Consider the following 12,824-nt stretch of genomic DNA (forward strand, 5'->3'; position numbering starts at 1 on the left):
GCGGGGGTGCGACAACCGCAGCGCTCAACCGCCGAATGCGTTCAGACCGGTCAATTTCTGCCCGATGACGAGCTGGTGGATCTCCGAAGTTCCCTCGTACGTGAGCACGCTCTCGAGGTTGTTGGCGTGCCGGAGCACGGGATATTCCCCGCTGATGCCGTTGCCGCCGAGGATCGTGCGGCACTCCCGGGCGATCTTGATGGCCTCGCGCACGTTGTTGAGCTTGCCGATGCTGACCTGCTCGGGCCGCAGCCCCGCGGTGTCGCTGCGGCGTCCCAGGTGCAGCGCCAGCAGGTAGCCCTTCTGCAGCTCGAGGGCCATGTCCGCGAGCTTGGCCTGGGTGAGCTGGAAGCCGGCGATCGGGCGGCCGAACTGCTCCCGGGCGGTCGCGTACGCGATGGCCGTCTCCAGGCAGTCCCGGGCCGCGCCGAGCGAGCCCCAGATGATGCCGAAGCGGGCCTCGGTGAGGCAGGAGAGCGGGGCCTTGAGACCGCGGGCCAGCGGCAGGCGCGCCGAGTCGGGCAGGCGCACGTCGTCCAGCGTGATCTCACCGGTGGCGGAGGCGCGCAGCGACAGCTTCTTCTTGACCTCCCGCACCGAGAAGCCGGGCGTCGTCGTCGGCACGGCGAAGCCGACGACCCCCTCCTCGGCACGGGCCCAGATGACGGCCACGTCGGCGAGCGGCGCATTGGTGATCCACATCTTGCCGCCGTGCAGCACCCAGTCGTCGCCGTCGCGGCGGGCGCGGGTCGCCATGTTCGCCGGGTCGGAGCCGTGGTCGGGCTCGGTGAGGCCGAAGCAGCCGATCAGCTCGCCGGCGGCCATGCCGGGCAGCCACTGCTGCTTCTGCTCCTCGCTGCCGAACTTCCAGATGGCGTACATGGCCAGGGAGCCCTGGACCGAGACCAGCGAACGGACGCCCGAGTCGGCGGCCTCCAGCTCCAGGCAGACCAGGCCGTACTGCACCGCCGTGGCGCCGGCACAGCCGTAGCCGGTCAGGTGCATGCCGAGGAAGCCGAGCTTGCCGAACTCGCGGGCCAGGTCGCGGACGGGCACCTCGCCGCGCTCGTACCAGTCCGAGACGTGCGGGCGGACCCGGTCCGCGGCGACCCGGCGCGCGAGCTCGCGAACGTCGCGCTCCTCGTCGGTCAGGAGGTCATCGAGGTCCAGCAGATCCAGCGGTGAGACGGCCATGCCGTTTAAACTAACAGCGTTAGTTGGCGATGACGAGCACTCTCGCGTGGATCTGATTGCGTTGTTGCAGCGCGGCCCGCAGCGCCCGGTGCAGGCCGTCCTCCAGGTAGAGGCCGCCGTTCCACTCCACCACGTGCGGGAACAGGTCGCCGTAGAAGGTCGAATCCTCCGCGAGGAGCTTGTCGAGGGCGAGCTCCCGCTTGGTGGTGATGAGGTCGGCCAGCCGGATCGGCCGGGGCGGGATCTCGGCCCACATCTTCAGCGTCGTGTGATGGTCGGGGTACGGCGCTCCGTCCCGTACCGCTTTGAAGATCACGACGGCACGCTCCCCTCGGTCCCTCACTCTGGCCATACCCGGCGGACGGGCCTGTACGCCTGCCAGCCTAGCGAGCCGCCGGCGTCCCTCCGGCGGTCCACCGGCCATGATGCACCACTTCGTCCACGGGGCGGTGCCCCCGGCGCAGTGACGGTGACCTCTTGTCCGGTGCCGGATAGCCCACGGTCAGGACCCCGACAGGCGAGAATTCGTCCGGTATGCCGAAAGCCTCCCGCAAAGCACCGATCCGATCCGCCGGTACGCCGAAGAACAGGGAACCGAGCTCCTCGTTGACGGCGGTCAGGTGCATGAGCAACGCGGCGAACCCGGTGTCGATGTGCCAGTACGGCACCGGCCACCGGCTCTCCCCGCGATCGGTCCAGCCCTTGTCGGGCTGGGCGTACCGATCCAGGTACACCGACTTGTTGGAGAGGGCCACGATGATCAGCGGCGCGGTGCGCATCCGCTGCAGCCAGGAGTCCTCCTGGCCGCCCGGAGCCGTGACGGACCAGTAGAGCTCGCGGTCCTCCGGTTCCTGCAGCACCAGGAAGCCCCAGCCCTGGGAGAACCCGGCCGAGGGCGCCCGCAGCGCATGCTTGATCAGCTTGTCGACGATCTCGGGCGGCACCGGCCGATCCGGGTCGTACGTACGCACCATCCGGCGCCGGCGCAGGACCTCGTCGAACTCCACGGCTCAGGCCGCCGAGGGCCGGATGCCCCAGGACGCCCGCCAGGTCTGGCCCGGTGCCAGCACGATCAGGTCCCGGCCGGAGCGGAAGGCGTCGGGCGGGCAGGTCATCGGCTCGATCGCCAGCGACCGCCGGAACCGCTCGCCGCGGAGCGTGTCGCCGGTGAACACCTGCCACCACTTGAACGCGTCGTCACCCCAGACGGTCACCGCCTGGCTGCCGTCGGGCGCCGCGATCGTGACCGACGAGCCGCCGTCGGCGTCGGTGGCCAGATCGCCCCAGGTGGTGTCGAGGACAGCGGCACCGATGCGGCGCGGCTCGGTGTAGTCGAACTCCGTGCCGGAGACCCGGACGGCGCCGATCGGCAGCAGCCGCTGGTCCGCCAGGATCTTGCTGCGCCCCGGCACCCGCAGCAGCGTGTCGTCCACGGCTACGCCGGGGAGTTGCACGTACGGGTGGACCGAGAAGCCCCACGGCGCGGCGGCCTCCCCCGTGTTCGTGACCTCCTGATCGGCGCGCAGACCGTCGGCGGAGAGGCTCCACCGGATGCGCACCGTCAGCGGCCACGGGTAACCGACCTGGGGCGGCAGGTCGAACTCGAGGGTGACGGAGCCCGCGGCCTGCTCGGCGAGCCGCCACCGGGACCAGTTGACGAGCCCGTGGATCGCGTTGTGCTTGTCCGGCTCGGTCAGGGGAAGCTGGTAGGTCGTGCCATCGAACGTGTAATGGCCGTCGCGGATGCGGTTGGGCCAGGGCGCGAGGATCTGACCCGCCGACGCCGGCGAGATCTCGTCCGGCCCGAAGCCGTCCAGCACCGCACGATCGCCCACGGTGTACTCGCGCAACACGCCACCGACCTCGGCGACCGTGGCCCGGTGGCCGTCGGCCTCGATCGTCCACTGAGTCCCGGATCTCGCCGACACCACGTCAGTCATGAGCACGACATTATCGGTTCGCGTCAGTACCAGCCGGAGGGCGGTATCGAACGAGGGCAGGGAACGCGAGGGCCAGCACCACCGCGAGACCGGCGGCCGCAAAGCCACCGCCCGCCCAGGACGCGGTCGGCCCGGCAAGATCGGCGGTGGCGCCCGCCCGCAGGTCACCCAGGCGCGGGCCGCCCGCCACCACCACCGTGAAGACTCCCTGGAGCCGGCCACGCAGCCGGTCCGGTGCGTACACCTGCAGGATGGACTGCCGGTAGACCGCGCTGACCAGGTCGGCCGCGCCACCCACGGCGAGCAGCAGCACCATCGTCCACAGCGAGGTGGCCAGGCCGGCGAAGCCGACCGCCACGCCCCAGCCCACCACGGCCAGGACCAACGCGACGCCCTGCCGCTTCACCCGGCCGATCCAGCCGGAGGTGAGGCCGCCGACCACCGAGCCGATCGCGATGGCGGCGAAGAGCCAGCCCACCGCGGACCCTCCGCCGAAACGGTTCGCGGCGATCTCCGGGAAGAGCGCCCGCGGCATGGCGAGCACCATCGCGATGATGTCCACCGCGAACGACAGCAGGAGCACCGGCTGGGTGGCGAGGAAGCGCAGGCCGTCGACGATGCCGCGCAGGCCGGCGGTCGGCTTCTCGGCGTGGTCCTCGTCGTGCACCGGCGGGATGGGCGGGAGCCGGTAGGTCGCCCAGAACGAGACCGTGAAGAGGGCGGCGTCCACCGCGTACGCGATCGTGACACCCGTACCCGTGGACCAGGCGCCGAAGATCAGACCCGCGGCCAGCGGGCCCAGAACGCCGCCCGCCGTGGTGGTCGTGTAGGCGAGGGTGTTGGCCGCCGGGACCAGGCCGGCCGGCACGATCCGCGGGATGATCGCCTGCCGGGCCGGCGAGCTGACCGCGAAACCGGCGGACTGCACGGCGGTGAGCACGAGCAGCAGCACGCCGCTGCGGACCCCCAGCAAGGCCTGGACCAGCAGCCCCACGGTGGACAGCCAGGCCAGCGTCGAGCTGGCGAGCAGCAGCTTGCGACGGTCGACCACGTCCGCGGCGGCACCGCCCCACAGCCCGAAGATCAACAGGGGTACGAGCCCCGCGATGCCCAGCAGGCCCACCCACGCGGACGAGTGCGTGATCGCGAACATCTCGACCGGCACGGCCACCGAGGTGAACTGGAAACCGAAGTACGAGACCCCGTTGCCGATCCACATCCGCCGGTACGCGACCTCGCGCAGCGGGCGTACGTCGATCACCCAGCTCCGCCGCTTCCGCTCCTCGACGATCTTCTCGGCGGCCTCCACGGGCTCCTGGCTCACGGGGCGAGCCGCTCGACGACCCAGGTCTCCCCGGCCCGGCGGTAGCGCAGCCGGTCGTGCAGGCGATTGCTGCGGCCCTGCCAGAACTCGACGGTCTCCGGCACGACCCGCAGACCCCCCCAGTGCGGCGGCGCCGGCACCTCGCCCTCCTCGCCGAAGCGCTCGACCGCGGCGGCGAGTCCCGCGTCCACGGCGTCGCGGTCCGGCACCACCCGGCTCTGCGGGCTGGCCCAGGCGCCGAGCCGGGACCCGCGCGGCCGCGTGGCGAAGTACGCCTCGGTCTCCGCCCGGGACACCTTCTCCACGGCGCCGCAGACGATCACCTGGCGCTGCATCGGGAACCACGGGAAGACCAGGCTGGCCTGCGGGTTCTCGAGTGCCTCGGCCCCCTTGCGGGAGGTGTAGTTGGTGAAGAACACGAAGCCGCGCTCGTCGTAGCCCTTGAGCAGCACCGTACGGGCGCTGGGCCGGGCCGCCGCGTCGGCGGTCGCCACGATCATCGCGTTGGGCTCGGGGAGCGCGAACTCCAGGACCTCGGTGAACCAGCGGGCGAACTGCTCCGGCCAGGTCGCCGCCAGGTCCGCCTCGAGCAGCGCGCCGCGCTCGGTGTAGTCGCGCCGCATCTCGGCGGGCGACGGTTGTTCGGACGTCACAGGCTTTCCTTTTCCGAGATCGACCCAACGAACCTAAGTGGCGTACGCCGCCACGTCCGCTCAGGAAGGATAGGTGTCGCAGACAGCACATTTCCGCGGGTCGACCTGCCGGTCACCGGCGGGCAAGATGAAGCATCCACGGCTTTCGTCCAGCCGGAACTCCCAGGAGGCGTCGTGTCCGATTTCAAGCCGGGCCTGGAGGGCGTCGTCGCCTTCGAGACCGAGATCGCCGAACCCGACAAGGACGGCGGCTCGCTGCGCTACCGGGGCGTCGACATCGAGGACCTGATCGGCCAGGTGTCCTTCGGCAACGTGTGGGCGCTGCTGGTGGACGGCCGGTTCGGCCCCGGGCTGCCTCCCGCGGAGCCGTTCCCGGTGCCCGTGCACTCCGGCGACATCCGGGTGGACGTGCAGTCCGCGGTCGCCATGCTCGCGCCGTACTGGGGGCTCTCCCAGCTGCTGGACATCGAGGACGACCAGGTCCGGACCGACCTGGCGCGGGTGTCGGTCACCGCACTGTCGTTCGTGGCGCAGGCCGCCCGCGGGCTGGGCCTGCCGGCCGTGCCGCAGAAGGACATCGACAAGGCCCAGACGATCGTCGAACGGTTCATGAAGCGCTGGCGCGGCGAGCCCGACCCGCGTCACGTCAAGGCGGTCGACGCCTACTTCATCTCCGCCGCCGAGCACGGGCTCAACGCCTCCACCTTCACGGCCCGGATCGTCGCCTCCACCGGCGCGGACGCGGCCGCCTGCATCAGCTCCGGCATCGGGGCGCTGTCCGGCCCGCTGCACGGCGGCGCTCCCTCCCGGGTGCTGCACATGATCGAGGCCGTCGAGCGCAGCGGCGACGCGGAGGGCTACGTCAAGGGCGTGCTCGACCGCGGTGAGCGGCTGATGGGCTTCGGCCACCGGGTCTACCGGGCCGAGGACCCGCGGGCCCGCGTGCTGCGGCGGACGGCCAAGGAGCTGGGCGCGCCCCGCTTCGAGGTGGCCGAGGCGCTCGAGCGGGCGGCTCTGGCCGAGCTCCAGGCCCGTAAGCCGGACCGCGTGCTGGCCACCAACGTGGAGTTCTGGTCCGCGGTCGTGCTCGACTTCGCCGAGGTTCCGGCGCACATGTTCACCTCGATGTTCACCTGCGCCCGGGTGGCCGGCTGGAGCGCGCACATTCTGGAGCAGAAGAAACTCGGTCGCATCGTGCGGCCCAGTGCGCGTTATGTAGGACCGTCGGCCCGCAAGCCTCAGGACGTCGAGGGCTGGGACGCCGTACCGCATAATCTGTAGTCGCTTCGCCACCGCCCGGAAGGACCCCCCGTGACTGACCCGATCCGCATCCCCGACGACCTCAAGCCCGTCGACGGCCGGTTCGGTTCCGGTCCCAGCAAGGTGCGGCCGGAGGGGGTCGAGGCGCTCTCCCGGGTGGCGAAGACCTTCATGGGTACGTCGCACCGGCAGCGGACGGTGAAGGATCAGGTCGCCCGCCTGCGTACCGGCATCGCGGAGTTCTTCTCCCTGCCGGACGGCTACGAGGTGATCATCAGCAACGGCGGCACCAGCGCGTTCTGGGAGACGGCCGCGTTCGGGCTGATCCGCGACAAGGCCCAGTTCGCCGAGTTCGGAGAGTTCGGCGCCAAGTTCGCCAAGGCGGTGAAGGACGCGCCGTTCCTCGCCGAGCCGACCGTGCACAAGGCTGCGGGCGGCAGCGCTGCCTACCTCACCGCCGAGGCGGGCGTCGACGCGTACGCGAGCGTGCACAACGAGACCTCGACCGGCGTGGCCGTGCCGGTCAAGCGGGTCGCGGGCGCCGACGCCGGCGCCCTGCTGCTGACCGACGCCACCTCGGGCGCCGGCAGCCTGGACGTGGACCTCACCGAGACCGACGTCTACTACTTCGCCCCGCAGAAGGCGTTCGGCTCCGACGGCGGGCTGTGGATCGCGCTGATGTCGCCGGCCGCGATCGAGCGGGCTCACGAGGTCAAGGCGTCCGGTCGCTACATCCCGCAGTTCCTCGACCTCGTGACCGCGATCGAGCAGTCGCGGCTGGAGCAGACGTACAACACGCCCGCGCTGGCCACCGTCTTCCTGGCCGCCGAGCAGGTGGACTGGATGAACGCTCAGGGCGGCCTGGGCTGGGCGGCGAAGCGCAGCGCGGAGAGTGCCGCGGCGATCTACGGCTGGGCCGACCGCTCGGCCACGGCATCACCCTTCGTGGCCGATCCGGCACTTCGGTCGCACGCGGTGGCCACGATCGACTTCGCCGACGGGGTGGACGCGGCGACCATCGCCAAGACACTCCGCGTGAACGGCATCGTGGACACCGAGCCCTACCGCAAGCTGGGGCGCAACCAGCTGCGCGTGGCCCTCTACCCCACCGTCGACCCCGCGGACGTCGAGGCTCTGACCCGCTGCATCGACTACGTCATCGAACGACTCTGAACGATCCTTGGCTACCGCCCGTACTGATGGGCGGCAATGTCGCTGGATGAGAAGGAGTCGCCGTGGCCCGGACCGGTTTCGACCCCTCGATCCTGCACAAGGGAGCGCACAGCGCCTCTTATTTCGATCTTTCTCGAAGCATGGGCGAGGGCGCGGAGATCGTCGACTTCTGCATCCCGTGCAACCCGTACTTCCCGACGCCGGAGATGTTCGACGAGCTCTCCCGCGACCTCAAGAACATCCTGAAGTACTACCCCAGCGACTCCCACAGCATCACGAACAAGCTGGCCAGCGTGCTCGGCTTGCACCCGCAGACGGTGGCGATGGCCAACGGCTCCACCGAGCTGATCACCTGGATCGACCACCTGCTGATCAAGGAGAGCGTGGCGATCCCGATCCCCACGTTCGGCCGCTGGACCGACCAGCCGTTGGAGACCGGCAAGCGCGTCGACATGTTTCCGCTGCAGGAACGCGACGCCTTCCGGCTCAACCTCGACGACTACGTACGCTTCATCCGCGAACGCGGCTCCCGCGTCGCCGTGGTCTGCAACGTCAACAACCCGGACGGCGGCTACCTGGCCCGCCGGGACGTCATCCGCTTCATGGACGCGCTCGGCGACCTGGACCTGGTCGTGATCGACGAGTCCTTCATCGACTTCTCCGACGCGGAGCAGTACCCGTCGGTCGGCCCGGACGCGGTCATCCGCCCCAACGCGGTCGTGCTCAAGAGCCTCGGCAAGAACTTCGGCCTGCACGGCATCCGCTTCGGCTACCTGCTGGCCAACCCCGCCATCGCCGGCAAGATCGGCAAGGCGCTGCCCAAGTGGAACCTGAACTCGCTGGCCGAGAAGGTCGTCTACATGATCCAGGAGCACGACGCCGAGTACGACGACAGCCTGCGCCTGCTCAGCCGCGACCGCCGTACCATGGCCGGCGAGCTGGCCCGCGTCCCCGGCCTGACCGTCTTCCCGTCCCAGGGCAACTTCATCCTGGTCAAGCTGCCCACCGAGTGGTCCGGGGTGGCCCTGCGCGACTACCTGGTGGCCAACCACGGCGTCTACACCCGCGAATGCGGCAACAAACTCGGCATGACCAGCCAGTTCATGCGCCTGGTCGTGCGCCCGGCCCGGGACGTGGACCGGCTGATCGACGGGATGATGGACTACGGACGCCAGTTCCGGGTCCGCCCCGCCTACGAGGACGACCCGCTGGACACCCGCCGCAGCTGGAACACCGCCGACGAGGAACCCGACAACCTCATCCCGTACCCGTCCCACCGGTCGACGGAGTACACCGCGCGCCGCGCCGCCAACGGTTAGCCCAGGTGCCGCACCATGACGATCTCGCCGTCGTCGACCTCACCGGTCTCCTGGAAGCCGGCGGACAGGTAGAGGGCGCGGGCCCGGTCGTTCGACGGGACGAAGCTCAGGCGTACGGAATCAGCCTTGTGCTCGTGCGCCGCATGGCTGACGGCGGCCTCGAGGGCCTGCCGGCCGAGCCCCCGGCCCTGGAACCGGTGGTCGATCATCAGTCGGACCAGCACGTGTTCGCCGGCGCGCTCGCCGGGGTGGAGCAGTACGAAGCCGACGAGCTCGCCGTCCGCATAGACGGCACGCGGCTCGGCCTCCGGGTAGATGTGCGTCTCGGCGATCCCGATGACGTTCGGCGCGACGAAGCCCGCCTGATCGGGCGCGACCTCCAGCTTGATGACGGCGCGGAAGTCGTCCTTGGTCACCGGGCGGAGTTCGACTGCCATACCGTCTTTGTAGGGTGGATGACCAGCCCGGGCAACGGGTTATTCAGTGAAGATCATCTTCGCAGGTCAGCAAGTTGGAACGGCGTGGCTACCACCATCGAGTGATCGCAACGCGTACCGTGTTCCAAAACGTGCCCGGGTGGCTGACTCTCGGGGCCCATATCCGATCGAAATCCGAGCAGCGACGGGACGGAGGCAACGCATGCGGCCGGTACGCTTCGTCGCCCTCTCCGAGGACGGTCAGGCCCTGGTGCTCGCCGATGAGGTCGGCCGGCTCCTGGCACTCCCCATCGACGACCGGGTCAGCGGCGCCCTGCACCACGAGGGCGGCGCCGTGGCCGTGGCCACGACGACCAACGCGCTGGCCGTGTCCAACGCCGAGTCCATGGCGACGCTGTCGCCCCGCGACATCCAGGCTCGGATCCGCTCCGGCGAGTCCGCCGAGGACGTCGCGCGCGTGGCCGGCGTCCCGGTCGACCGGGTTCTCCGGTACGCCGGACCCGTGCTCCAGGAGCGGGCCATGCTCGCCCAGCACGCCCGCCGCACCCGGCTCAAGACCTCGGACTCCGGCGCGCCGCTGGCCGAGGTGGTCGACAGCCGGCTGGCCCAGCACGGCATCGACACCGAGAAGATCTCCTGGGACGCGTTCCGGCGCGAGGACGGCACCTGGCGCATCGTAGCCACCTGGCCGTCCGGCAAGGCCACCGCGCAGGCGGTCTGGGACCTCGACAAGGGCCGCCAGGTCGTCTCGCCCCACGACGACATGGCGCAGTACCTGTGCGCCGAGCGCCCCACCCAGATCCTCGGCCAGGAGCCGGCGCCCGAGCGCAGCGCCCACGAGCGCGGGGGTCACGGCCTGCCGGGCCCGGCCCGTGCCGCCGAGCCCACCCGCGGCGGACGCGGCCTGCCCACCACGGACTCCCCGCGTCCCACCCGTGACCCGATCCGGGCCGGGCGCGACGCGCTGCTCGCCTCCCTCGACCGCCCGCTCGGCAGCGACCGTCCCGGCCGCGGCCTGGAGCCGGCCGCGCAGGAGACCCGCCGCCCGGTGGCCGGCGGCGCGGCGGCGCTGCTCGGCGGCGGTGCCGGCTCGGCCTTCGACGACGACGCCGACCTGCCCAAGGAGGTGCCGGCGGTGCCCAGCCTGGCCGTCCTCCGGCCGCGCCGCACGGTCGGCGCCCAGCCCGGGGAGGCCGAGTCGGAGGAGGCCGCGAAGCCGCGCAAGCGCCTGCCGAGCTGGGACGACGTCCTCTTCGGCGGCGGCCCGGCGGCTCGCGAGAGCTCCTGAGCTACCAGGTCCGCAGGGTGGTGTAGGCGCCGCCCGGATCGCTGCGGACCAGAGCCATCTCGTCCACCGTCCACGGCGGGCCGGAGTAGGCCTCCAGGGCCGCGCGCACGGCATCGTCGTGGGCGTACATGACGGTCAGGTGCGCGGTGAACGGTCGCTCGTCGAACGACACTCCGGCCTCCTTCGCCGCCCCGCGCACCTGGTCGCTGAGGTCGCGCAGGTCACCCTCCACACCGGCCCATGTGACCCGGCCACTGAAGCCGCCGCCGCCGCGCAGCCGCAGCTCCCGGCCGCGAGGCACGGCGACCCGGTCGAGGGCGGCCTCCAGCCCGGGAAGCTGCTCGCCGGTCACGTCGCCGAGGAACGCCAGCGTCACATGCCACTTCTCGAGCTCGGTCAGGCGAAGCCGACGGCCGGCCAGCGCCTCGGTCAGCCGCCGGCGTAGATCCCGGCGTACGTGATCCGGTGGGTACACCGCCACAAAAAGCCGCACGCGGAGACCCTAGCGAAGGCGCAACCCCGCGGCGCGCAGTTCCTCCTCCACCCGGATCCGTTCCAGGTCCCGGTCCATCCCGTCGAGCCCGGCCAGGTGGTGCCGCACCCCGAGCGCCTCGCTGGCGACCACGAGGCGATGGTCGTACGCCCGCACCACGGCGTTCAGCCACGCGGCGGACTCGAGCGTCGGACCGCTGGACCGCTGCCGTGCCAGCCGGCGCAGATCGGCGGCCAGCTCCTCGATGCCGGGACCGGGCACCGGCGGCCGGACGAACGGGTCGGCGCTGCTCAGCCTGCGGTCGAGGCAGCGCAGGGCACGGTGCTCGCGCCGCCGGGCCCGCGCCCAGGGGCGGCGGGCGGCCACGGCGTCCGTGCAGACGAGGACCGCGACGGCACACGGCAGGCACAGCAGCGCCACCAGCGCCATCGCGAGTACCGCGATGTGCGTGATTGCCACGTCGATGACGCTAAGCCTTCCGGAAAGAGAAGCGAGACAGCCGTTCGGATGACTCGGTCTGCCAGGATCCGGCGTCAGCCGATCTGCCGGTCCCGGCCGGCGAGGAATCCGGCCACCATCTGCGGCAGCATCAGGACCGTCATCAGGGCCAGTGGCACCCGCCAGCTGCCGCTGTGCTGATAGAGGGCGCCGACGACGATCGGACCGGGGATCGACAGCAGATAACCCGTGCTCTGGGCGAACGCGGACAGCCGTACGACCACCACGGCGTTTCGTCCCCGCAGCGCGATCATCGTCAACGCCAGCGGGAAGGAACAGTTCGCGACGCCCAGCAGCACCGCCCACACCCACGGGGCCGCGGCCGGGGCGGCCCAGAGTCCGGCGTACCCGGCGACGCCGAAGAGCCCGACGCCGACGGCGATCCCGCTCTGCCGGGGCAGGCGCCCGGCGACCGCGGAGAGCACGAAGGACAGCGGTACGCCGAGCAGCGCCGTCACCGCGAAGAGCAGCCCGGCCTTGGTCGCCGGGATACCCGCGTCGCGGAACACCTGGGGCAGCCAGCCCATGATCACGTACGCGGCGGTGGACTGGAGCCCGAAATAGACGGCCAGCGCCCAGGCCACCGGCTGATGCCGAAGCCGCAGGTCCGGCTCGACGGTGGCCGCGGCACCCGGCGGCGTCTCGCCGTCCCGGTCGCGTGCGAGCTTGACCCACAGCGGCACGGCCGGCGCCGCCACGACGGCCCACACGCCGAGCCCGAGCCGCCAGTCGCCGCCGAACCCGGCGGTGAGCGGCACGGTCACGGCGGCCGCCGTGGACGCGCCGAAGTTCAGCGCCACCGAGTAGAGGCCCGTCATCGCGCCGACCCGGTCCGGGAACCGCTGCTTGACGACTACTGGCAGCAGCACGTTGGCGAGGGCGATGCCGGCCAGAGCCAGCGCGGTCAGGGCGATGAAGAGCGGTGTGCCGCCGGCCCACGGCCGTACGGCGAGCCCCAGCGTGAGCGCCGCGGCCCCGATCGCGACGGCGCCGCCGGTGCCCCATCTGCGGGCCAGAAGCGGCGCGACGGACCCGACGGCCGCGAAGCAGACCGCGGGTACGGAGGTCAGCAGGCCGGCGACCGTCGCACTCATGCCGAGGCTCTCGCGCACTTCGGCCAGCACCGGTCCCAGGCTCGTCACGGCGGGCCGGAGGTTGATCGCCGCGAGGACCAGCGCGGCGGTCGCCACGGCACGGTCGCGGGCCACGCTGGTCATCGTCATGAGCCCATCATAGAATCATGGG

14 protein-coding genes are annotated in these 12,824 nt (G+C 71.4%); 4 read left to right on the forward strand and 10 right to left on the reverse strand.

Going from position 1 to position 12,824, the window contains the following annotated elements:
• Window positions 1-24: 24 nt before the first annotated feature.
• The 6 genes from ACIBO8_RS33045 to pdxH all read right to left on the reverse strand — a co-directional run bounded on the left by ACIBO8_RS33045 (window position 25) and on the right by pdxH (window position 5,081).
• A complete protein-coding gene (locus ACIBO8_RS33045) occupies window positions 25-1,194 on the reverse strand; it encodes an acyl-CoA dehydrogenase family protein (RefSeq protein ID WP_396119357.1) in 1,170 nt (389 codons plus the stop codon).
• A 19-nt stretch (window positions 1,195-1,213) separates the two neighbouring features.
• Complete coding sequence (locus tag ACIBO8_RS33050) at window positions 1,214-1,510, reverse strand: type II toxin-antitoxin system VapB family antitoxin (protein WP_396119358.1); 297 nt, start codon at window positions 1,508-1,510, stop codon at window positions 1,214-1,216.
• A 67-nt stretch (window positions 1,511-1,577) separates the two neighbouring features.
• A complete protein-coding gene (locus tag ACIBO8_RS33055; protein WP_396119359.1) occupies window positions 1,578-2,201 on the reverse strand; it encodes a nitroreductase family protein in 624 nt (207 codons plus the stop codon).
• Between the two features lie 3 nt (window positions 2,202-2,204).
• Entirely contained in the window at window positions 2,205-3,134 is a 930-nt protein-coding gene (locus ACIBO8_RS33060; protein ID WP_396119360.1) for an aldose 1-epimerase family protein, read from the reverse strand.
• A gap of 10 nt (window positions 3,135-3,144) precedes the next feature.
• Window positions 3,145-4,458: an MFS transporter gene (locus tag ACIBO8_RS33065; protein WP_396119361.1), complete on the reverse strand. Its 1,314-nt coding sequence runs from the start codon at window positions 4,456-4,458 to the stop codon at window positions 3,145-3,147.
• Window positions 4,455-5,081 carry a pyridoxamine 5'-phosphate oxidase gene (gene pdxH, locus ACIBO8_RS33070; protein WP_396119573.1) on the reverse strand — a complete coding sequence of 209 codons (627 nt, stop codon included), beginning with the start codon at window positions 5,079-5,081 and terminating at the stop codon, window positions 4,455-4,457. The genes ACIBO8_RS33065 and pdxH overlap by 4 nt, the downstream gene beginning before the upstream one ends.
• A gap of 204 nt (window positions 5,082-5,285) precedes the next feature.
• On the opposite strand from pdxH, the gene ACIBO8_RS33075 reads away from it, so the two are divergent.
• The 3 genes from ACIBO8_RS33075 to ACIBO8_RS33085 all read left to right on the forward strand — a co-directional run bounded on the left by ACIBO8_RS33075 (window position 5,286) and on the right by ACIBO8_RS33085 (window position 8,863).
• Window positions 5,286-6,392, forward strand: coding sequence for a citrate synthase 2 (locus ACIBO8_RS33075; RefSeq protein WP_396119362.1), 1,107 nt, complete (start codon window positions 5,286-5,288; stop codon window positions 6,390-6,392).
• Between the two features lie 30 nt (window positions 6,393-6,422).
• The gene (serC, locus tag ACIBO8_RS33080; protein ID WP_396119363.1) at window positions 6,423-7,544 is read left to right on the forward strand and encodes a phosphoserine transaminase; all 1,122 of its coding nucleotides are present in this window, start codon (window positions 6,423-6,425) and stop codon (window positions 7,542-7,544) included.
• Between the two features lie 62 nt (window positions 7,545-7,606).
• Window positions 7,607-8,863, forward strand: coding sequence for a pyridoxal phosphate-dependent aminotransferase (locus ACIBO8_RS33085; protein ID WP_396119364.1), 1,257 nt, complete (start codon window positions 7,607-7,609; stop codon window positions 8,861-8,863).
• Here ACIBO8_RS33085 and ACIBO8_RS33090 read toward each other — a convergent pair.
• Entirely contained in the window at window positions 8,860-9,300 is a 441-nt protein-coding gene (locus tag ACIBO8_RS33090) for a GNAT family N-acetyltransferase (protein WP_396119365.1), read from the reverse strand. The two genes, ACIBO8_RS33085 and ACIBO8_RS33090, sit on opposite strands and share 4 nt — an antisense overlap.
• A gap of 202 nt (window positions 9,301-9,502) precedes the next feature.
• Between ACIBO8_RS33090 and sepH the strand changes: the two genes are divergently transcribed.
• Window positions 9,503-10,588, forward strand: coding sequence for a septation protein SepH (sepH, locus tag ACIBO8_RS33095; protein WP_396119367.1), 1,086 nt, complete (start codon window positions 9,503-9,505; stop codon window positions 10,586-10,588).
• 1 nt (window position 10,589) lies between these two features.
• Here sepH and thpR read toward each other — a convergent pair whose 3' ends face one another.
• The 3 genes from thpR to ACIBO8_RS33110 form a co-directional block, all read right to left on the reverse strand.
• Window positions 10,590-11,081 carry an RNA 2',3'-cyclic phosphodiesterase gene (thpR, locus tag ACIBO8_RS33100; RefSeq protein WP_396119369.1) on the reverse strand — a complete coding sequence of 164 codons (492 nt, stop codon included), beginning with the start codon at window positions 11,079-11,081 and terminating at the stop codon, window positions 10,590-10,592.
• A 9-nt stretch (window positions 11,082-11,090) separates the two neighbouring features.
• On the reverse strand, window positions 11,091-11,540 hold the full coding sequence (locus tag ACIBO8_RS33105; protein WP_396119370.1) for a hypothetical protein: 450 nt from the start codon (window positions 11,538-11,540) through the stop codon (window positions 11,091-11,093).
• Between the two features lie 74 nt (window positions 11,541-11,614).
• On the reverse strand, window positions 11,615-12,802 hold the full coding sequence (locus ACIBO8_RS33110) for an MFS transporter (protein ID WP_396119371.1): 1,188 nt from the start codon (window positions 12,800-12,802) through the stop codon (window positions 11,615-11,617).
• Window positions 12,803-12,824: the final 22 nt, after the last annotated feature.

The sequence above is a fragment of the Actinoplanes sp. NPDC049681 genome (assembly GCF_044465265.1).
In the GTDB taxonomy this organism is placed as follows: Bacteria; Actinomycetota; Actinomycetes; order Mycobacteriales; family Micromonosporaceae; genus Actinoplanes.